General features: G+C 60.9%; 18 protein-coding genes and 1 pseudogene. 1 reads left to right on the top strand and 18 read right to left on the bottom strand.

All coding sequences use genetic code 11. From position 1 onward, the window contains the following. Positions 1-2: 2 nt before the first annotated feature. The 15 genes and pseudogenes from ACPQ6D_RS17110 to ACPQ6D_RS17040 all read right to left on the bottom strand — a co-directional run bounded on the left by ACPQ6D_RS17110 (position 3) and on the right by ACPQ6D_RS17040 (position 15299). On the bottom strand, positions 3-413 hold the full coding sequence (locus tag ACPQ6D_RS17110; protein ID WP_423225562.1) for a hypothetical protein: 411 nt from the start codon (positions 411-413) through the stop codon (positions 3-5). 5 nt (positions 414-418) lie between these two features. After that, positions 419-778, bottom strand: a complete 360-nt coding sequence (locus tag ACPQ6D_RS17105; RefSeq protein WP_423225561.1) for a hypothetical protein — start codon at positions 776-778, stop codon at positions 419-421. An 11-nt stretch (positions 779-789) separates the two neighbouring features. Continuing rightward, complete coding sequence (nuoL, locus tag ACPQ6D_RS17100) at positions 790-2667, bottom strand: NADH-quinone oxidoreductase subunit L (protein WP_423225560.1); 1878 nt, start codon at positions 2665-2667, stop codon at positions 790-792. A gap of 97 nt (positions 2668-2764) precedes the next feature. Continuing rightward, positions 2765-4267: a glycosyltransferase family 39 protein gene (locus ACPQ6D_RS17095; protein ID WP_423225559.1), complete on the bottom strand. Its 1503-nt coding sequence runs from the start codon at positions 4265-4267 to the stop codon at positions 2765-2767. Between the two features lie 56 nt (positions 4268-4323). Further along, positions 4324-4626 (bottom strand): NADH-quinone oxidoreductase subunit NuoK, encoded by a 303-nt coding sequence (nuoK, locus tag ACPQ6D_RS17090; RefSeq protein ID WP_423225558.1) that lies wholly within the window; start codon positions 4624-4626, stop codon positions 4324-4326. A 41-nt stretch (positions 4627-4667) separates the two neighbouring features. Then, positions 4668-5165 carry an NADH-quinone oxidoreductase subunit J family protein gene (locus ACPQ6D_RS17085; protein WP_423225557.1) on the bottom strand — a complete coding sequence of 166 codons (498 nt, stop codon included), beginning with the start codon at positions 5163-5165 and terminating at the stop codon, positions 4668-4670. A gap of 62 nt (positions 5166-5227) precedes the next feature. Next, entirely contained in the window at positions 5228-5704 is a 477-nt protein-coding gene (gene nuoI / locus ACPQ6D_RS17080; RefSeq protein ID WP_423225556.1) for an NADH-quinone oxidoreductase subunit NuoI, read from the bottom strand. Positions 5705-5767: 63 nt separating this feature from the next. Next, positions 5768-6772, bottom strand: coding sequence for an NADH-quinone oxidoreductase subunit NuoH (gene nuoH / locus ACPQ6D_RS17075; protein ID WP_423225555.1), 1005 nt, complete (start codon positions 6770-6772; stop codon positions 5768-5770). 126 nt (positions 6773-6898) lie between these two features. Beyond that, the gene (gene nuoG / locus ACPQ6D_RS17070) at positions 6899-9508 is read right to left on the bottom strand and encodes an NADH-quinone oxidoreductase subunit NuoG (RefSeq protein WP_423225554.1); all 2610 of its coding nucleotides are present in this window, start codon (positions 9506-9508) and stop codon (positions 6899-6901) included. A 4-nt stretch (positions 9509-9512) separates the two neighbouring features. Next, the gene (gene nuoF, locus ACPQ6D_RS17065) at positions 9513-11381 is read right to left on the bottom strand and encodes an NADH-quinone oxidoreductase subunit NuoF (RefSeq protein ID WP_423225553.1); all 1869 of its coding nucleotides are present in this window, start codon (positions 11379-11381) and stop codon (positions 9513-9515) included. Between the two features lie 53 nt (positions 11382-11434). Beyond that, positions 11435-12697, bottom strand: coding sequence for an NADH dehydrogenase (quinone) subunit D (nuoD, locus tag ACPQ6D_RS17060; RefSeq protein WP_423225582.1), 1263 nt, complete (start codon positions 12695-12697; stop codon positions 11435-11437). Between the two features lie 27 nt (positions 12698-12724). Continuing rightward, positions 12725-13102: pseudogene (locus ACPQ6D_RS17055) on the bottom strand (NADH-quinone oxidoreductase subunit C); the annotation flags it as partial. Positions 13103-13249: 147 nt separating this feature from the next. Beyond that, on the bottom strand, positions 13250-13768 hold the full coding sequence (locus ACPQ6D_RS17050) for an NADH-quinone oxidoreductase subunit B (protein ID WP_423225552.1): 519 nt from the start codon (positions 13766-13768) through the stop codon (positions 13250-13252). A gap of 3 nt (positions 13769-13771) precedes the next feature. After that, positions 13772-14128: an NADH-quinone oxidoreductase subunit A gene (locus ACPQ6D_RS17045; RefSeq protein WP_423225551.1), complete on the bottom strand. Its 357-nt coding sequence runs from the start codon at positions 14126-14128 to the stop codon at positions 13772-13774. 238 nt (positions 14129-14366) lie between these two features. Beyond that, positions 14367-15299, bottom strand: coding sequence for an L-lactate dehydrogenase (locus ACPQ6D_RS17040; RefSeq protein ID WP_423225550.1), 933 nt, complete (start codon positions 15297-15299; stop codon positions 14367-14369). Between the two features lie 636 nt (positions 15300-15935). Here ACPQ6D_RS17040 and ACPQ6D_RS17035 point away from each other — a divergent pair. Continuing rightward, on the top strand, positions 15936-17471 hold the full coding sequence (locus tag ACPQ6D_RS17035) for a leucyl aminopeptidase (protein ID WP_423225549.1): 1536 nt from the start codon (positions 15936-15938) through the stop codon (positions 17469-17471). Between the two features lie 113 nt (positions 17472-17584). Here ACPQ6D_RS17035 and ACPQ6D_RS17030 read toward each other — a convergent pair whose 3' ends face one another. From ACPQ6D_RS17030 to ACPQ6D_RS17020, 3 genes are all read right to left on the bottom strand, one after another. Next, on the bottom strand, positions 17585-17983 hold the full coding sequence (locus ACPQ6D_RS17030; RefSeq protein ID WP_423225548.1) for a hypothetical protein: 399 nt from the start codon (positions 17981-17983) through the stop codon (positions 17585-17587). A gap of 46 nt (positions 17984-18029) precedes the next feature. Further along, positions 18030-18869 (bottom strand): DegV family protein, encoded by an 840-nt coding sequence (locus ACPQ6D_RS17025; protein WP_423225547.1) that lies wholly within the window; start codon positions 18867-18869, stop codon positions 18030-18032. 81 nt (positions 18870-18950) lie between these two features. Then, complete coding sequence (locus ACPQ6D_RS17020; protein ID WP_423225546.1) at positions 18951-19511, bottom strand: sigma-70 family RNA polymerase sigma factor; 561 nt, start codon at positions 19509-19511, stop codon at positions 18951-18953. Positions 19512-19943 lie beyond the last annotated feature (432 nt).

The raw sequence follows: 19943 nt of genomic DNA, 5'->3' as shown, positions 1-19943 counted from the left end.
TACTAGAACTTCAGCGGACGGCGCTGCAACACTTCGCTCAGCAAACGGGGTCCGTCCAGTAATACAATGAGTTTATTGAGTACATTACGCCCCAGAATCATCTCCTGGTCATCCTCGGGATCATGACTTGAGACGCCAACCACTTCGATGTTCGTCAAAACACCCTGCTCAAGGTGCAGATCAACCAAATACAACATCACAGAGCGGTAATCGCTCCACAGTCCACGCACCGACGCTGTACGGAGAACCGGCGCCCCGATTTCGATCAACCACTTTTCTGGCGCCAGCGTAAAATCGCTGCCCGAGTCAATCAGCGCTGAGACCGGTGCTGAAGATGGGCTGCTGTCCGGGCAACTCATCCTCAGTTCGAGCACGGGGGCCGGCGGGTACTTCAGTTCATCATAATGCGACATGACTGTCACCGCCGCGCCGAACGGATGCGATAGCGAGTCATCGGTTGGCTGCCGCCAGGTGTAATCAAGATCGGTTGGTTACCATACCGATCCTGAATGCGACTGAAAAGCTCTCCCTGATCGGGATCACTGTCTACCACCTGCCCGTGGTAGACAGCCACATACCGCCCTTCGAATCGTGCGCGCTCCTGCGAGTCGAGTCGCTGCCACGCGTCCGTCTCGGCCAGAATGCGCTGCTGACGATAGGCAGCCAGGTAGGATCGCACCGCTCGTGCCACAAGTTCAGCCGTGTCAAGGCCTTCCTGACGAGCTGCTTGATTGACCGCCTCGATGAGCGATTCTTCCCGCAGCACAATCGGCGTCATCTTCACTCCTTTCAGCGCAGCGCCAAATACCCCACCACCGCCACGACGCCGATGACAATCGAAAGGGCATACGTCCCCACGAGGCCGGTCTGGAGCTGGCGCACGCCCTGCCCGATGGCGCCCAGGCCGCGCGCAAGCCCGTTGACCGCGCCGTCAATGCCGCGCTGATCGAACGTTGCGGTCAGCCAACCGGCCAGGTCCCGGAGTGGATTGACGATGACCGTCATGTACAGTTCATCTACGTACCACTTGGCCTGCAAAAAACGGTAGGCCAGGTCGTAACGCGTGGCTGTCTGCTCAGGCAGCTGCGGCTGTACGACGTAGGCCTGATAGGCCAGCCAGATGCCCAGGCCGGCCACGATCGCGCCCACCACGAGCAGTCCGAATTCCAGGGGCAGATTGGCCGCGGCCTCGGCCGTCTTGACATCGGCAAACACCGGCTCCAGCCAATGCTCCAGGCTTTGCACTATCGGCAGGTTGAGCAAGCCGCCGATGACCGCCAAACCAGCCAGAATCCACAGCGGCGTCGTCATGACCGACGGCGATTCATGCGCTTTGTCGGCCAGCTTCTTGTCACGCGCCTTGCCCCAGAAGGGTACAAAAACCATACGGAAGCTGTAGAAAGCGGTCATAAACGCCGTCAGGGTGCCCACGAGATAGAGCAGAAAATTGTGCTCGAAGGCTTTGAACAGGATTTCGTCCTTGCTGAAGAAACCGGAGAGCAGCGGGAAGCCGGCCAGCGCGGCCGCGCCGATCAGGAAAGTGCGATAGGTCGTCGGCAGCTTTTCGCGTAGGCCGCCCATCTTGCGGATGTCAAGCTCGCCGTGCAGCGCGTGCATGACGCTGCCCGCGCCCAAGAACAAGAGCGCCTTGAAGAAGGCATGGGTGGTCAGGTGGAAAATCCCTGCGCTGTACGCGCCCACGCCAACGCCCAGGAACATGTAGCCAAGCTGGCTAATGGTGGAGTAGGCCAGGATGCGCTTCAGATCGGTCTGCACGAGGGCAATCGTGCCGGCCATGAACGCGGTCAAGACGCCAATCCAGGCCACCCAGTTGGATGCTGTGGATGAGAGTTGGAAGATGGCGTGCGTCCGTGCAACCATGTAGACGCCGGCCGTCACCATGGTCGCGGCATGAATCAAGGCGCTGACCGGGGTGGGGCCTTCCATGGCGTCTGGCAGCCAGACGAACAGCGGAATCTGTGCGGATTTGCCGGTGGCGGCCAACAGCAGCAGCAAGCCGAGCGTGGTCGCTACGCCCTGCAGCGCCGGCGCCTGTTTGAAGACCTCGCTGAACGTGATCGTGCCGATCGTGCTCCAGATCAGCATGATCGCCAGGGCCATGCCAAAGTCGCCGATGCGATTGACGAGGAAGGCCTTCTTGCCAGCATCAGCCGCGCTTGGTTTTTCGAACCAGAAGCCGATCAAGAGATACGACGCCAGGCCCACGCCTTCCCAGCCGACGTACATCAGCAGGAAGTTGTTGGCCATGACCAGCACCAGCATCATCAGCACGAAGAAGTTGAGGAAAACGAAATAACGGGTATAGCGCGGCTCGTGATCCATGTAGCCGATGGAGTAGACATGAATCAACGTGCTGACGCCGGTGACGACCAGGGCCATCGTGACTGAGAGCGGGTCAATCAACAGGGCGATATCTACTTTGAAGGCGCCGATGGTGATCCAACGCCAGAGCAGTTGTTCAACGCTGCGCTGTTCGGCCGGGCGCGCCCAGAGCGCGACAAAAAGGCCTACGGCGACGGCAAACGCCAGGCCGATGGCCGCGGCGCCGAGCCAACCAGCGGTCTTACCCAGGCGACGACCGATCAACAGATTGATCAGCGCGCCCAGCAATGGAAACACGAAAAGAAGCCAGGCAAAATTGAGCATAGAAACCTAAACCCCAAAAAAGCCGAAATCCCAAACCCCATCCGTTTTGCGGCCGGGCCGCCCTTCCGAACGATCATCGTTGGGCCAGCAGCCCGCTCTACGGGTGCAAATTCCTGCCAGCCAAATCGTACAACAGCACCAGGTCCACGCCCTGGAATTCGCGCTGCGCCACCAGCGTCGCCTGCGCATCAAGCATCTCACGCACGCGGCCCCGCGGATCTCCCCAATGGGCACGCCACCAGAGGAGCCAGATGCGCGGATGGCCCTGCGCCGCGGCGGCAAACTGCGCTCGCCAGTCCAGGTCATCGTTGGGCAGCCACAGTTCATCTTGATATGCCACCAGATCGCGCCCCGCGTAGTAGGTGAACGGCCGCCAGTGAAACGAGGGAATGAAGACGGCAAAATCACCTGGCTGCGCCTGCGCCCGCACCCACGCCGCTACGTCGCGCCAGGGCGGGTTTTCTGGCGTCAGGGCCTGCGTCGCAACGGTCACGCTCATCAAGATTACCAGCGCGCCGGTGACGATGTGGCGCCAGCGCGCACGGGCCAACGCGGTCACACCGAGCGCCAGCAGCAGGCACCAGCCCGGCAGCGCCACGAGCAGATAGCGGCTGGCAAAGATCGGGCGCGCCTGCGAAATCAGCAGGGCAGCCGCCGCGGGCGCAGCCGCGTAAATCAGCGCCACCGTCACGGTCGAACGCCAGGCCGGCCGCGCAATCTGCCACGCGCCCCACCCACACAGCCCCAGCGCCAGCGCGTAGCTGGCATAGCGCACAAGGGCCGGGCCGCTGACTGGCATCCCCACGAACTGGATCAGCGCATAGGCCAGCGTTGGCAGATCCGGTCGGCCGACAGCCAGGGCAATCCACAGGCCTTCGCCGCGACTCACTTGCGTCAACAGGGTCGGCAGCCAGGGCGCGAAGGCCAGGCCGATGGCGCCTTGAATGCCGATCCAAGCCAAGATGGCTGCGCTGATGTTCGGTCGCGACTTCCGCCAGCGACGCCCCAGCTCAACCAGGGCCAGGAGGTTGTGCACAAGCAGCACCATGACAAAATAGTAGTGCGTGTACAACCCGGCGACGCACAGCAGGACGTAAACCAGCCGGCCGCGCCAGGCGCGCCCCTGCGATGCGGCGCGCAGCAGCCAATAGGTTGCCAGCAAACCCCACAGCGTCAGCAGGGCGTACATGCGCGTCTCTTGCGCATACCAGCGCGCGTAGGCCGACAAGGCGAAGAACAGGCCCGCCAGCAATCCGATCTCCGCTCTCCAATGTCCGATCTCACGGCGAGCGGCAGCCACGCGCAGCGCCAGCGCCATCAGCGTGGCAACGCTGAGCACGCCGGCCAGGACAGACGGCCAGCGGGCGATGAATTCGCCGGTATGGCCCTGCAACGGCTGGTTGGCAGACAGTATTCTGATCGTAAAGTGCAAAGTCAGGTAGTAGAGCGGCGGATGCGTATCGGCCGCGGCTGCTTGCACCACCTGGCCGACGGGGAGTTGGCTGTTATGAATGCTGCTGACTTCGTCTAGCCACAGCGACTCGCTCGTCAGGCCGGAACAAAACACCCCAAAAGCCAGCAGAACCACAGCGGCTTGCATCCATACACGCCGCCGTCGTGCTGTGGACGGTTGGCTGAACGTTGCCTGCGCCTGCATCACCACTTCAACAGGTTGATTTCATCCACATTCGTTGAATCTTTGTGCCGCATGAGCGCGATGACGATTGCCAAACCAACGGCGACTTCCGCGGCCGCCACAGCCATCACCAACAACACAAAGACTTGGCCCTCCAGATGACCAAACTGGTTCGCCAGAGCCACGAAAATCAGATTAACGGCGTTCATCATCATCTCAATGCACATGAAGATGATCAAGGCATTGCGCCGCACCAGCACACCCACCATGCCCACCACGAACAGCAGGGCGCTGAGAATCAAGTAGTACGAAGTTGGAATCATGAAACGTAAATCCCCGTAATCGGCCTAGCGGCTCCAGAGCATCATTTCGTAGGTTTCGTTGTCAGCACAATCGCGCCCACAATGCCCACCAGCAGCAGCACCGATGTCAGCTCGAACGGCAGCAGGTAGGAGGTAAACAGTTCGCGACCGATAGCTTGCGTCGTCCCGCCGTCCACAGCGCCCGTCGAGGCAGGGCTGGCCAGGGGTGTGAACAGGGCAAAGATCAACGCAGCCAACAGCAGGACGCCCAAACCAACGGCCAGGCCGCGCGTCCACGCGCGCGCAGGCGCAATGGTGTCGCTGACGCGCCACCCCATCAACATGATGACGAACAGGAAGAGCACCACGATGGCGCCGGCATAGACGATGACCTGCGCCGCGGCCAGGAACTGGGCGTTGAGCAAGATATACATGATAGCCAGGCTGGCAAAGTTCAGCAGCAGGAACAAGGCGCTGTGCACCGGATTGCGCGCGGTCACCAGGCCGACAGCAGCCGCGACAGCGATCAAGGCCAGGACAAGAAACAAGACCAACGACATAGGTTTCCTTTCACCGCTTTGGCAGGCTCCCCCAGTCTCCTGACCGGTGGAAGTACAGAATCTCACGCATCCGGTCGGATGACGACGTTCGGCTCCGGCGGGTTCAGCAAATCTTCCTTCGTCAAGATCAAATCGCGGCGCGCATATTGGGCCAGGGAAAAATCGTGTCCCAGGACGATCGCTTCCACCGGGCAGGCCTCTTCGCAGTCGCCACAGAAGATACACCGCAGCAGGTTGACCTCGTAAACGCTGGCGTAGCGCTCACCAGGAGAAACGCGATGGGCGTCGGTGTTTTCCGCGGCCTCCACCAGAATGGCGCCAGTGGGACAAGCGGCCTCGCACAGCGCGCAGCCGATGCAGCGTTCCATGCCGTTTTCATAGCGTCGCAAATAGTGCCGCCCACGAAACCGCGGGAAGATGGAAGCAGGCTGGTTGGGAAATTCCACCGTCACCGGCGCTTTGAACAGATGCTTGAGGGTTGTCCCCATCGCCTGGGCGATTTGGAGGGATCCCCGAATGGTCTCGTTTAGTACAGACATGGCTCTACTCGCTGGTTCTGGTGTGCAATCTGGCCGATTGCAGCCTGTAAACTGGGACGATAGTTAACCAATGAAAACCTTCAAAATGGCGGTCACGGCCAGGTAGGCTAATGACAGCGGCATCAGGAACTTCCAGGTAAAGTGCATCAGCTGGTCATAGCGCGCACGCGGGACGCTGCTGCGCACCCAAATGAATAAGAAAAGCAAGGCGACCACTTTAAGGAAGAAGTAGACAAGCCCCAGCCAGGGAAACTGGTCAACAAACGGCCCCTTCCACCCGCCAAAAAACAGCGTGGTCATGATCGCGCTGCTGGTAATCATGTTGATATACTCGGACATGAAGAACAGAGCAAACTTGATGCCGCCGTATTCGGTCTGAAAACCGGCAATCAACTCATTTTCTGTCTCTGGCAGGTCAAACGGCGAACGATTGGTTTCAGCCAGGGCGCAGATGAAGTATGGAATGAACGCCACCATCATCCACAGCGATTGCCACAGCGGCCGCGGCGTCTCTACAATGCCCCGCAGGCTGAGCGTGCCGGTAATGATCAGGAAACTGGCCAACAAGATGCCCATCGGCAGCTCATAGCTGACCATTTGTGCAGCCGTGCGCAGCGCGCCCAGGATGGAGTAATTGTTGTTGGACGACCAGCCGGCCAGCATGATGCCGTACGTGCCCACGCTGGCAATGGCCAAGACGTAGAGCAGGGCGATGTTCACATCAGCGACGAACAGGTCAACCTTGCGCCCGAAGAGCATTACCGAAGGCCCAATAGGCACCACAGCAAACGCCACGAGCGCCGGAAAGAGCGACAAAGCAGGCGCAAGCAGGTAAACCGGCTTGTCTACATGGCCGGGCACCACCTCTTCCTTGAAAATGGCCTTGAGCGCGTCTGCCACCGGCTGCCCCAAGCCAAATTTCCAAGCCCGATTGGGTCCATATCGCACCTGGAAGCGCGCCACGAGTTTGCGTTCATACCAGGTCAAATAGGCAAAGGCTGTGAGCAGGCCAATAATCATGACCAGGCTCTTGATGATCGGAATGACAACGAGACTCATCCAGTCCATAAGCGTCTTTTGCTTTCTCCTGCCTCTGCATCTATCGCCGCAAAAAGAAACGCTCAACCACGCAGGATCAACGCCCAGCCCAAGGTCAGGCAGGCGTCTGCCCGCGAGACGGTCACGGCAAGCGCATCAGGCTTTGCTCACCTTGACGCGCGTCACACTGGCTTGGCCGATCAGCGCGCCGGCCGGCTCGCCGACCTGACCACTAGGCGTCCACGCGGCGCCCGGCTGCACACTGGCATCCACTTTGAGCCGCAGCGCCACTTCGCCGGCGGTTGAGGCTACTGTCACCGTGTCGCCGTCGGCCAGACCCAGGGCCTGCGCATCGGTCGCGTTCAGGCCAATGAACGGCGCCGGCGCCAGTTGGGCCACCTTCTCGGTAGTTTGCACCAGGCGGCCGCCGTCGAATAGCAGCGCGCCTGTCACCAGCGTTAATGGATACGCGCTATCGCCGCCAGATGTTTTCAACTCTACGGCTTGGAACTTGCGGCTGACCGTCGGCTTCGCGCCGGTCTGTTTGCCGGTCGCGCCCAGGCCATCCCAACTCATTTCGGCGTACGTAGGGATCGCGCGCCCGATTTCGACCAGGATGGCAGCCACCGAGTCATAGTCAAAGCCGGTTTGGCGCCGCGACTTCGCCGCCTTCTCTTTGCCCTTCTTCTCCTCACGCTTCTCATCCTTTGGCTGCGGCCACGCACGCGCCAGGTGCAGCAGGATGGACCAGTCGGCGGCGGCTTGCCCGCGCGGGCGATTGCCTGCCAGGCTGCGCTGTACGCGGCCTTCCAGGTTGGTAAACGTGCCATCGGCCTCGATGAAAGAAGAAGCAGCAGGCAGAACGACATCAGCCAGGCTGGCAGTTTCGCTCAAGAACAGGTCCTGCACGACCAGAAAATCGAGCTTTGCCAACGCAGCAGCTGCGGCGGCGCTGTCGGCGGCGGGATCAGCGCCCAGGACATAGAGCGCCTTGACGCCGCCATGCACCATTTGCCGGTAGCTGAGGCCAGGCTGCGTCGGCAGCGGCGCGTTCCACAGCCGCGCCAGGCGCTCACGCGCGCCAGCATCATCCAGCCCGTATTGGCCGGGCAGGCATGACGGGAGCAGGCCCATGTCACGTGCGCCCTGGCTGTTGGCTTCCAGGCCCACGTACGCCAGGCGGTCGCCGTGACCGCACAGCCAGGCGAGATTCTGCAGCGCCTGCAAGGTCGCGGCGCCGGCCGCGCCGCGCGTCAGCAGCGGGCCGTAGACGATGAGCGGGTTCTTGGCCTGTGCAAGCGCCTGGGCTGCAGGTTCCAGCGTTGTCTGCTCGACGCCAGCCAATGCCTTGACGACCGCGGGCGTGACTTCGCTCAACCAGCCGGCCAATTGCGCGTAGTTCGGTACCCGCTTGGCCGCGTTCTCATCGGCCCACTTGTTCTTGAGAATCGCCTGTGCCATGCCGTGGAACAACGCCGCTTCGCCGCCGGGGCGATAAGCCAGGTAGGTTCCTGGATACTTGGTCAATTCAACCTGGCGCGGGTGTGCGATTAGCAGCTTGACGCCCTTGCGCCGCGCGGCGCGCTTCATGAACAGCTCCAGCACCGGCGCCTCTTCGGATGGGTCGAAGCCCAGGAGGACAATCAGGTCGGCGTTGTCAACCTGGCGAATGGCTGCCAGACCGCTGCTGACGGCCGCCACGTCCTGGCCGTCGCGATGATCAAGGTTGTTCGTACCGACAAGCGTGCGCATCACCTTCTGCAGGAGGTAACTGGCCTCATTGGACACTTTGGCCGATCCGATGGCGCCGACGGCCGCGGGGCCATTGGCCTGCGCTATGCCGCTCAAGCGTTCAGCCACCAGGGCCAACGCCGCGTCCCACGGCGCCGGCTCAAGCGCGCCGCCTTTTGTGCGGCGAATCAAGGGCGTGGTCAGCCGCTGCGGACTGTTGACATAGTCCACCGCAAAACGCCCCTTGTCGCACAGCCAGAGGTCGTTGACGGCATCATTCTCGCGCGCCATGACGCGGCGCAGCTCGTTGTGGCGCACATCTGCGCGCACGTTGCAGCCGACCGCGCAGTGCGTGCAAATCGTCTCCACGCCCTGGATTTCCCACGGCCGGTAGCGGAAGCGCGACACCCGGTTGGTCAGCGCGCCCACGGGGCACAGGTCAATGATGTTGCCCGACGTCTTGGCGTCCACCGGCCTTTCGGGAAAGATGTCAATGATGGTTTCGCCGCCGCGCTCGAACAAGCCCAACTGCGGCTTGTCCTCCCATTCTTCCAGGTAGCGGATGCAGCGCCAGCATAGAATGCAGCGCTCCTGGTCCAGCATAATCAGATCGCTGATGGGGTAGTGCTTCTGCTTGCGCCGCTTCGGCTCGACGAACTGGCTTAGCCCAGGGCCGTACTTGAAGGTCTGATCCTGCAACGGACATTCGCCGCCCTTGTCGCAGATGGGGCAGTCAAGCGGATGGTTGGTCAGGATGAAGGCCAACGTCGCCTCCTGCGTCTCCTTGACCAGCTTCGTGTCGGTTTTGACGATCATCCCCTCGGCCACGGGCACGGTGCAGCCCGTTTGCAGGCGCTGGCCGCGCGCATCGCCAATTTCGCACAGGCACATGCGGCACGCGCCCAATGGGTCGAGTCGCGAGTGTGAGCAGAAAACCGGAATCTCGACCCCGATCGTCTTGGCCGCATCCACCACGAGCGTGCCGGCAGGCACAGAGACCGCTTTGCCGTCAATGGTCACGTTTACGTTTGGCATAGGTTCAATCCAACTCCGCGGCGTTCGTGGATGGCCGATAGGTGGGGCGCAGCGGCATGACGGGGCGATCCAAGTCAGGGTTCTTGTCCTTGATATACTGCTCGAACTCCGGCCGGAACTTGTCCAGATGACTCTGCAATCCCCAGACCGCAGCGTCGCCGAAAGGACAAAAGGCGCGGCCGCCCGCCACGAAGTTCGTAATCGAACGGGCCAGGTCGAGATCGCTCAGATTGCCCTCGCCAGCCTCGATGCGGATCAAAATCTTCTCCAACCAGGAGGTGCCCTCACGGCAGGGCGTGCATTTGCCGCACGATTCTTCGCGGTAGAACGACAGGGTGCGCCGGGCAATTTCCACCAGGGACTGTCCCTCGCCGATGACGATCACGCCGGCCGAGCCAAGCATCGAGCCCGCGCCTTGAATGCTTTCGTAGTCCAGGGGTGTGTCGAGCTGCGCGTTCGTCAGCAACTTCATCGAAAGGCCGCCTGGCACTACCGCCTTGACCGGCCGATCGTCTGGCGTGCCGCCGCCGTAGGTGTAGATCAACTCACGCAGCGTGGTGGCGTGCGGCAGTTCATACAGGCCCGGGCGCTTGACCCAACCGCTCAGGCAGAAGATGCGAAAGCCGGTGCTCTTTTCGGTGCCGAACTGTTTGTACCAGGCCGCGCCCTGCCTGATGATGTGCGGCACATTGCAGATGGTCTCGACGTTGTTGACCACGGTGGGCTTGCGATAGAGGCCTTCGACGGCCGGGAAGGGCGGCTTGAGGCGTGGATGGCCGCGATCCCCTTCCAGCGAGGTCAGCAGCGCCGTCTCTTCGCCGCACTCGTAGGCGCCAGCGCCGCGATGGACGATGATGTCCAGTTCGTTCGCCGTGCCAAAAAGATTCTTGCCCAGGAAGCCCCTGGCCCTGGCCTCGGCAATCGCGTCCATCAAGCGCGTGTAGGCAAAGTAGTATTCGCCGCGGATGTATATAAAGGCCTGCTTACATTCCACGGCATAAGCCGCCAGGATGATGCCTTCGATCAGTTGGTGCGGGTCATACTCCATGATCATGCGGTCTTTGAAGGTACCCGGCTCGGACTCATCCGCGTTGACCACCAGGTAGCGCGGGTAGACGCCGGCTGGCAGGAAGCCCCATTTGGTGCCGGCCGGAAAACCGGCGCCGCCGCGGCCGCGCACATTGGCTGCTTTCACCTCTTCGAGCACATCCTTGGCCGTCTTGGAGGTCAGCGCCAGCCGCGCGGTTTCATAACCACCGCTCTGCATGTACACGTCAATCGTGTGTGAGTCTGGCTTGTCCACATTCGCCAGCAGATAGCGCGGTTCCATGCCGCCGTGCGTATACGGGCCAGCCGGCCAACGCTCGCAGGTGTCGAAGCCCCGGCCGGAGCGGATCAGATCGAGCGCCTGCTCGATCTTTTCTGGCGCGTCAAGCTCCTCGAAATAGCGAATCTTGCCCGTGGCGCGTTCCGTCGCCATAAACATCGGCGCGGTGGCGCATGCGCCTAAGCACTCCATGTGGCTCAGGGTAAACTGGTCATCTGGGGTTGTCTGACCATAGTCAATACCCAGGCGCTCCTTGAGCTGCGCCGCGCAGCCGTTCGCGCCGCGCAACGTGCACGGCACATTGGTGCAAACCTCGATGTGATACGCGCCGACAGGGTGAAGGTTCATCATCGTGTAGAACGACGCCACCTCCTCCACTTCGGCAGGCTTGAGGCCAAAGAGCAGACCCACATCTTCCAGCGCAGCGGGCGGCAGCCAGCCCACTTCACGCTGGGCCACGTACAACGCCGGCACCAGGGCCGAACGGCTTTTGGGATAGCGGGCAATCAGGGCTTGAATCTCAGATTTTGCGTTGTCAGAAAGCATGAAACATCCTTACGTCCTGCGAAATCAGGAGCATCGGTCAGCAGAAGTCACCGCTACCGATCCACGTCACCCAACACGATGTCCAATGTGCCGATGGCGGCCACCAGGTCAGAAAGCAGATGACCGCGCGCCATGGTGTCAAGCGATTGCAGGTTGACGAACGATGGACCGCGCACGTGCAGGCGGTAGGGTTTGGCGCTGCCATCAGAAACGATGAAATAGCCGTGTTCGCCCTTGGAGGCCTCGATGGTCGAGTAGATTTCCATCGGAGGCACATGGAAACCCTCTGTCATCAGCTTGAAGTGATGAATCAGCGATTCCATGCTGCGGTCCAGCTCCGCGCGCGGCGGCAGCGCCACCTTGCGGTCGGCCGTCTTCACCGGGCCATCGGGCAGATTCGTCACAGCTTGCTGTACGATGCGCAGGCTTTGGCGCATTTCCTGCATGCGCACCAGGTAACGACCGTAGGTGTCCCCCAGTTCAGAAGTGGGCACCTCGAAGTCGTAGTTTTCATAGCCGGAGTACGGCCGCGCTTTGCGAATGTCATACTTGACGCCGCTGCCGCGCAGCATGGGGCCGGTGCAGCTCAGCGCCAGCGCCTGGGCGCGAGTCAGCACGCCGATGCCCTGCGTGCGCGCCTTCCACAGCGTGCTGTCGGTCAACATCCCTTCGTAGTCATCCAGATGCTTGGGCATGAGGGCCAGGAAGTCCTTCAGACGCGGCAAGAAGGCGGGCGGGAGGTCCTGCCAGACGCCGCCAATGCGGATATACGAGGTCGTCAAACGAGCGCCGCACACCATCTCGAACAAGTCGAGGATCATTTCGCGCTCGCGAAACGCGTACATGAGCAGCGACATGATCGTGCCCGATAGGTCAAGCACGTGGGTTGCCAGCCACAGCAGGTGCGAGGCAATGCGCTGCAGCTCGGCCATGATCACGCGGATCACCTGCGCCCGCGGCGGAATCTCGATGCCGAGCATACTTTCCACGGCGACGCAATAAGCCAGGTTGTTTTGCATAGCCGACGCGTAGTCCATGCGGTCGGTGTAGTAAACGAAATCCTTGTAGCGTTTGCTCTCGCCCGACTTCTCGAAGCCGGAGTGTAGATAGCCCACATCGGGTACGACCCGCACGACCTGCTCGCCATCCAGTTCAACAATCAGGCGCAGAACGCCGTGGGTGCTTGGATGCTGCGGGCCCATATTGACCACCATGTGCTTGGTGCTGTCCATGCCCACAGGCAGAATCGGCGTGATGGACTCGGCCGGCAAGATTTGGCGCCCCAGGTTGGCAAATTCTGGCTCGCTCCAGGTCACGGTAAAGGGCACCGGCTCGCCGCCCAGCGGCGCGTCCTTGCGTAAGGGATAGCCCTGCCAGTTGTCCGGCAGCAGAATGCGGCGCAGGTCAGGGTGCCCATCGTAGCGAATGCCCAGCAGATCAAAGGCTTCGCGTTCCATCCAGTTGGCTCCGGCCCATACGGGCGTCAGACTGGGGACCTTGGGCGTATCACCGCCGGACGCAGGCACGCGCAGGCGCAGCTTCTGGTTGTGCGTGGAGTCATACAGATTCCAGATGGCGGTGAAGCGTGGGCTGTGCCCCAGGTTGAGACCATCAATCGCGGTGGCGTCTGACATCAAGTCAAAGCTGTGCTCGTCGCGCAGGGCATACGCGGCGGCAAGCGCCTTGTCCGCGCGCACCGTGACAGACGGGTCGCCGCGCATGGCTTCGGCGGCATCCAGAATGGCATCACCGAAACGAGCACGCAAAGCGTCCACGACAGGCATGGTTGGGATTGCAGCAGAGTCCATAAATGATTGAATCCAGTCTAGCTTGACTCACGGGCGAGTGGCCGCCGCGAGGCGCAATGGTCAGGCGGCTGATCCCTCCGCCTGGGTCACATCAACGTTGGCGAAGCGTTGTAGCTTCTCGCGTCCAATCTTCTCTTGCAGCTTGGTCAGCGCGTACAAGAGGGCTTCGGGGCGGGGCGGGCAACCGGGGACATAGACATCCACCGGAATGATCTTGTCCACGCCTTGCACGATGGCGTAGTTATTGAAGGGGCCGCCGGCCGAAGCGCAGATGCCCATGGCGATAACCCATTTCGGTTCAGCCATCTGGTCATACAGGCGCTTGACGACTGGGGCCATTTTGTTCGAGACGCGACCAGACACGATCATCAGGTCCGCCTGGCGTGGGGAAGCGCGAAACAGCTCAGAGCCAAAGCGGGCGATGTCGTGACGGGATATGCCGCTGGCGATCATCTCAAGTGCACAGCAGGCCAGGCCAAACAGCAGCGGCCAGACAGAGTTGCTTCGACTCCAATTGACCGCCTTTTCAAGCGTGGTCGTAATGACGGAATCTTCCGGTAATTGATTCTCAAGGCCCATATGCTAATTCCAGTCCAGGGCGCCTTTGCGCCACGCGTAAACATATCCAACCACGAGGAGCAGCAAGAAAACACCCATTTCGATTAGACCGAACAGCTTGAGCTGGCCCAGGAGGACAGCCCAGGGGTAGAGGAAGATGACTTCGATATCAAAGAGAATGAAGAGCACAGCGACGACATAATACTGCACGGGGAAGCGGCGGTGTGCGTCATGAAACGGAATCATGCCCGATTCAACAGGCGCTAGTTTCGTCTTCGTCGGGCGCTTGGGGCCAAGCACCGATGGAACAACGATGGCAATTGCTGAAAAAACGCCAGCGAGAAGAAAAAGAACTAAGAGTGGAATGTAGTCTAACGACACGCGGCCTCCCAGATTCAGTCGCTGAACGCCATGCGCCAGACGCTATACAAAACATCACCCCACACGTGGTGTGAGGTGACGATTATGACACCTTGCGAGTGTCAAAATAACATCGTGCCTTTTGTCACGACCGTGATTGTAGCATGATTCCGAATACTTGTCAATCTGCTTGCGTCGCAGCGCCTACCAAACAGCCTGCGGCAGGCGCGAACGACGTGCAGAGTCGTGCACGGGGCGCCTAAAGGCCGACCGACGTGGCAACCTGGTGCAGCACGGTCGCTGAGTGCTGCAACGCGATCAGCTCATCCGGACTGAGATCGGGCAGCAGAACGCCCTCGACGCCGCCATGGTCCACGATGCTTGGCAAGCTCAGACAAATGTCTTGCATTCCAAACTGGCCCGTCATGAGGGTGGACACGGTCAGAATGGTGTTCTGATCGCGCAAGATGGACTCGACGATGTGGCGGATGCCGAGGCCAATGGCGTAGTACGTTGCGCCCTTGCGGGCAATGATTTCATAGGCCGCGCGGCGCACCTGCGTTCCAATGTCTTCACGCAAGGACGCATTGTACACGATGCCTCGCTGATGACAGAATTCTTCCACGGGCAGCCCGGCCACCGTGGCGCGGCTCCAGACAACCACTTCGCTGTCGCCATGCTCGCCGATGACATAGCCATGCACACTGCGGGGATCCACGTTCAACCGATGGCCCAAGAGCGCGCGCAGCCGCGCCGTATCCAGCACCGTACCTGAACCGATCACCCGGCTGGCGGGCAGCCCCGACAGCTTGAGACTGACGTAGGTCAGGATGTCAACCGGGTTGGAGACAATAAGCAGAATGGCTTCGGGGGCTGCCGCCACGATCTGTGGAATCATTTGACCAAAAATACCGGCGTTGCGCTTGACCAGGTCGAGCCGAGTTTCGCCGGGGCGCTGTGCGGAGCCAGCCGTGATGACAATAATGCTGGCGCCGGCGCAATCAGGGTAGTTACCCGCGCGCACAGTCACCGGCCGCACAAAGGGTGAGCCGTGCATCAGATCCATGGCCTCGCCTTCCGCCTTTGCCTCATTCACGTCTATCAAGACAATCTCCGCGGCCAGCCCGCCAATCATCATGGCATAGGCCGCGCTTGCGCCGACGGCGCCCGCGCCAACAATAACAATTTTCATCGCTTCTGGATCCTCCTTGGATCATCTGGTCAGTCCCGAATATCTCAATCCGGGCCATCGTGAAGATGCTGCTCACCTGACTCGCAACGCACGGTCTGCAACCTCAAGTTGCCATGACGACCAGCGCATCATCATAGAGTGAACCATGCTTGGGTCGTTGTTGTCCCCAACGGTTAAAACGAAAATGGGGTATCAACCATGCACCAGGGCAGCGACGTTGGCTTCTGACTTGCCGCCGACGGCGTCATCGCCAATCATGGCGAACAGACGACGCCGGGCTGCAGAGGCGCCAACCGATGCGGCGAACGCGGGTTCCTGGCGCGTGTGGCATCACCACGACCTGGTTCCTCCTGAGCCAGATTGTAACACGTCAGCCTGAGCAACGCCAATACCAACCAACTTTGCGCGCCCTATGAACGCGGGCCTGCAATCCAACAGATTCAGATCGGCGCACACGGGCTGCCGCGCCGGCAGTCGTATCGCAGACTCCAGGCCTGGCCCCAGATAATTTTCTCTTGCCAGCAGTCTGAGAGTATAATCACAAGAACGCCCATCGCACACACGACGGGCTAATATGAGGAAAGGAGCCGCAGCGGCATTCTGACCCGACAAGGCAGAATGCCGTGCACACAAGAGATGGATATTCGTATTAAGGACGTGAACCTGGGCGGTGGCGGATGGGACGAGATTGCGAGCGATTTGCTTGTCATCAGCCTGTTCGAAGGCCAATCAGCTAAAGAGGCGGGTTTCGGCACGCTTGATGCTGCCTTGGGCGGTATGATCGAACAAGTCATCCACGCCGGGGACTTCAAAGGCGAAGCGCTCAAAACGCGCCTGCTGTACACACACGGCGATGCCGTCGCCACGCGGCGTATTCTGCTGGTTGGGCTGGGCAAGCAAGCCGAGTTCAGCGCTGCCCTGGCGCGCCGGGCCGCTGGCGTCGCCGCGCAAGCGCTGATTGACTTAAAGCTGCGGCGGCTGACGAGCGTGGTGCATGGCGCTGGCAACCATCGCCTACCGGCTGCGACGGCGGCCCAAGCTGTGGTGGAGGGCACCATCCTGGGCCTCTATCGTTTCATCACCCACAAACGTGAGGAAAATTCGCAGCGCGCCACCGTTGATGCAGATGAACTGATTTTGCTGGCGCCGACGGCTGACCTGGTCAAGGAAATGGAGGTCGGCGCGCAGGTCGGCCAAATACTGGCTGACAACGCCAACCTGGTGCGCGATCTCGTGAACGAGCCAGGGAATTATGTCACGCCAAAGGTTCTGGCTGCGCAGGCGCAGGCGTTGACCCAGGAGATGGGCATTGCCCTGACGGTGTGTGATGAAGATGCCATGCGCGCGATGGGCATGGAGTCCTTTCTCAGCGTCAGCCGCGGCAGCGCCGAAGAGGCGCAGTTCATCGTGCTGGAATACTTTCCGCCGGCTGCCGCAAGCGCCGACACCCTGGTGCTGGTCGGCAAGGCGATTACATTCGACACAGGCGGCATTTCGATCAAGCCCAACGATGGGATGTGGGAGATGAAGAGCGACATGGCAGGCGGCGCGGCCGTCATCGGCGCGCTGCGCAGCATTGCACAGCTCCACCTGCCGGTGCGCGTGGTGGGCCTGGTGTGCGCGGCTGAGAACATGCCCGGTCCGGCAGCAATCAAGCCAGGCGATGTGGTCAAGGCCATGAATGGCAAATCGGTTGAATACATCAGCACCGACGCCGAAGGTCGCATGGTGTTGGCCGACGGCTTGTGCTACAGCGCGCGCTACCATCCCACAGCCATTGTGGACTGCGCGACCCTGACAGGTTCAATCGTGATGACCCTCTCGTCAGATCTGAGCGGCATTTTCTGCAATGATGACGCCTTGTTCGCCCGGCTGCAGGCAGCCAGCGAAGCGGCTGGCGAGCCATTGTGGCGCCTGCCGCTTTGGAAGCCCTACCGGGAACGAATCAACAGTGATGTGGCTGACATGAAGGGCAGCACCGGCACGCGCTACGCCGGCGCCATCATTGCCGCCCTCTTCTTACAGGAATTTGTGCCAGAGAATACGCCGTGGGCGCATATTGACATTGCCGGCGCCGCCTGGCAAGACGACAACAAGCCCTACCAGCCCCGTGGTGCTTCGGCCAACCCTATGCGCACGCTTGTGGAGTTCGTGCGCAGCTGGGCGGAGTAAGGACACAAAGAAACCCGCTTTCTCCTCGAAAGCGGGTTTGACATCAGCATGGCGCCCGGTTTGTCGTGACTTTTGGCAAAAGCACGACGAACCGGGTTCTGTGTCCGTGCACATTACTGCACCGGCAGCGTCGGCGCCTCACTGACGTCGCGATTGCGCCAAAGATAGGCTAGAACGCCTACAACGGAAACGGCTGAGCCAATCGCAGCCGCGCCTAACATCCAGTCGCGACGCGAGTCGCGCTCAAGCGGTTCCAACGCCAACGAAGGCGACAGCTGGCGGTAGCCGGTGGCAACCAAGGCGCGGCGCAGATCCTGGCGAAAGGCGGCGCGCGGCTTGACAGGCCGCATCCAGGCTGCCAAATCACGCGTCAGGCGCAGCAGTGGATGTAAATCTGGGCGCAGCTCTGGGAACAGGGCGAGGTAATCCTGCGAGTGATCATCACCAAAAAACAAGCGTTCGGCATACGATGACAGTAAGTCGGCGATGGTGGTGTCTTCCATCAACATCATGTTGCTCCCCCGTTTCTGTAATGATCTAGGCCCACAGGCAAAACGCCTAAACCCGGTAGGCCACGACGCCGATCGTGCCTGGCCCCAAGTTGGCGGCGACAGATGTACAAAGCGGCGTCACAAAAGACTGCTGCAGCGTAAAACACTGCTCGGCCCGGTGCAGCAGCTCGGCCGCTTCGTCAGCCGCACGTGCGTGAATCACAGCAAAGTTGATCGGCGCCTTGCCAACTCGCTCTGCGACCAGATCCAACAAATACTGCAACGCCCGCTTGCGGCTGCGTACACGCCCTTGCACATCCAGCGCGCCCTCGTGCAGACCGACGATGGGCTTGACGTCCAGCAAGGAGGCTACGGCATATTGCAGGGCGTTGACGCGGCCGCTCATCTGTGCAAACTTGAGATCCTTGAGCGTCAAGAAAATGAGGATGCGCTCGCGAATGACGCGCAGCCGGGCCAGAATGTCGTCCAGGCTGGCGCCAGCCTGGCTCATTTGCCGCGCTTCCATCACCATGAAGCCCAGCGCGCCAGAGCCGGCCAGGCTGTCAAAAACCTCGACCCGCACCTCATCCTGCACCATGGCCTTGGCCAGCTCGGCCGAATTGTACGTGCCGCTCAGCTTGCTCGTGATGTGCAGCGACAGCACCGGATCGCCATGCCGGCCTGCCTCGCGATAAACATCAGCCAGAAGGCCGGGCGCAGGCTGCGACGTTTTCGGAATGATGCCCAAGGCCTGCACTTTCTCATAAAAGGTCGCTTCGTCAATGGTCTCGCCTTCCAGGTAGGTGTCGGCGCCAAAGCGAATCGTGATCGGCACCACATGGAGTTGCAGTTGGGCCATCAATGCGGGCGGCAAGTCGCAGGTCGAATCGGTTACTAGTTGCAGCATGACAAGCCTATCCATTCCGGAGGACGCTGTCCGACAGCGTTCACGCGCAGAAGCGCGCACTCCGCCGGAAAAACTCGGCCGTTACCAGTTGAATCCGCGTGCGGCCAGGTCCTCACGCAGCGCAATGAGCGTGCGATGATAAAGCGACTTGATCGCGCCTTCCGTCCGCCCCATCATTTCCCCAATCTCAGCATTGGGCAGATGTTCCACAAACTTCAGCGAAATGAGCTGCTGGCGGTCGGAAGGCAGTCGGCGGATGGCAGCGAGCAGCGCCGCGCGACGCTCATTCTCTTCAACATGCGCGTCAGGGGTACCGCCGCGCGCGCCAGCCCCAGTGACATCTTCGAGCGAGACCACTTTGCGCCGGCCGCGATCGCGATGCCAATTGGCCACCAGGTTATGGGCGATGCGATAGAGCCAGGCTGAGAATGGCAGTCCGCGATGAACATAGCGCCCAATGCTGTCCAGCGCCCGAAAAAAGGTGCGGGCCGTCAAATCCTCGGCGTCAGCATGGCTGCCGGTGCGATAATAAATGTAACTGTAGATGCGATCTACGTAGATCTCATACAGCTGACCAAATGCTTCAGGGTCGGTCTTGGCCCGATCAATCAGGCTTAACTCACGTGCAGTTGTTGGCGCCACCGCTGGCTTTGCTCCTCAGCGTGTGACCATCCGTGGAGAGCGCCTGCTCTGCCCGCAAGTTTCTGCCCATTGGCACCGGTTAGAACACCGAAAACGGTGCGAAGTTGCGCAGCGCGTCAAAAGCAGCTCGAATTCCCACTCGGTCACGTCTTGATACACGATTGTAGCCCATCCCATGCGGCTGGTCAACTACGGTTGCCGGTGCTGACAACCGACCCATGTCCCAGGCGCAGGGGGCGGATTGTCGGTTTGCGCCGCCGTTTGGCTTGTGTTACACTAACTGAGTGGCGCTCTCCCATCGCCGGGCCGCTGCGGCGCCTGGCGGGGGCGTTGATACGCACCATGGAACTGAAAATGCGCTGCGCTGCCGCGCAAGTTGGCAGCCTATTGGCGTGGTGACCACCCGAACGAGTTCGGGACTCCAGGTCTGCT

The sequence above is a fragment of the Candidatus Amarolinea aalborgensis genome (genome assembly GCF_900491745.1).
Lineage (GTDB): Bacteria > Chloroflexota > Anaerolineae > SSC4 > Amarolineaceae > Amarolinea > Amarolinea aalborgensis.
This window is presented reverse-complemented; position numbering and strand designations above follow the sequence as displayed.

Coding starts and splice junctions, on each gene's coding strand:
- ACPQ6D_RS17040 (WP_423225550.1), bottom strand. CDS start 15,299: ATGAAAATTGTTATTGTTGGCGCGGGCGCCGTCGGCGCAAGCGCGGCC.
- ACPQ6D_RS17085 (WP_423225557.1), bottom strand. CDS start 5,165: ATGTCGTTGGTCTTGTTTCTTGTCCTGGCCTTGATCGCTGTCGCGGCT.
- ACPQ6D_RS17095 (WP_423225559.1), bottom strand. CDS start 4,267: ATGCAAGCCGCTGTGGTTCTGCTGGCTTTTGGGGTGTTTTGTTCCGGC.
- ACPQ6D_RS17025 (WP_423225547.1), bottom strand. CDS start 18,869: ATGCTGCAACTAGTAACCGATTCGACCTGCGACTTGCCGCCCGCATTG.
- ACPQ6D_RS17105 (WP_423225561.1), bottom strand. CDS start 778: ATGACGCCGATTGTGCTGCGGGAAGAATCGCTCATCGAGGCGGTCAAT.
- ACPQ6D_RS17035 (WP_423225549.1), top strand. CDS start 15,936: ATGGATATTCGTATTAAGGACGTGAACCTGGGCGGTGGCGGATGGGAC.
- nuoI (WP_423225556.1), bottom strand. CDS start 5,704: ATGTCTGTACTAAACGAGACCATTCGGGGATCCCTCCAAATCGCCCAG.
- nuoH (WP_423225555.1), bottom strand. CDS start 6,772: ATGGACTGGATGAGTCTCGTTGTCATTCCGATCATCAAGAGCCTGGTC.
- nuoK (WP_423225558.1), bottom strand. CDS start 4,626: ATGATTCCAACTTCGTACTACTTGATTCTCAGCGCCCTGCTGTTCGTG.
- ACPQ6D_RS17050 (WP_423225552.1), bottom strand. CDS start 13,768: ATGGGCCTTGAGAATCAATTACCGGAAGATTCCGTCATTACGACCACG.
- ACPQ6D_RS17110 (WP_423225562.1), bottom strand. CDS start 413: ATGTCGCATTATGATGAACTGAAGTACCCGCCGGCCCCCGTGCTCGAA.
- nuoG (WP_423225554.1), bottom strand. CDS start 9,508: ATGCCAAACGTAAACGTGACCATTGACGGCAAAGCGGTCTCTGTGCCT.
- ACPQ6D_RS17030 (WP_423225548.1), bottom strand. CDS start 17,983: ATGATGTTGATGGAAGACACCACCATCGCCGACTTACTGTCATCGTAT.
- nuoF (WP_423225553.1), bottom strand. CDS start 11,381: ATGCTTTCTGACAACGCAAAATCTGAGATTCAAGCCCTGATTGCCCGC.
- nuoL (WP_423225560.1), bottom strand. CDS start 2,667: ATGCTCAATTTTGCCTGGCTTCTTTTCGTGTTTCCATTGCTGGGCGCG.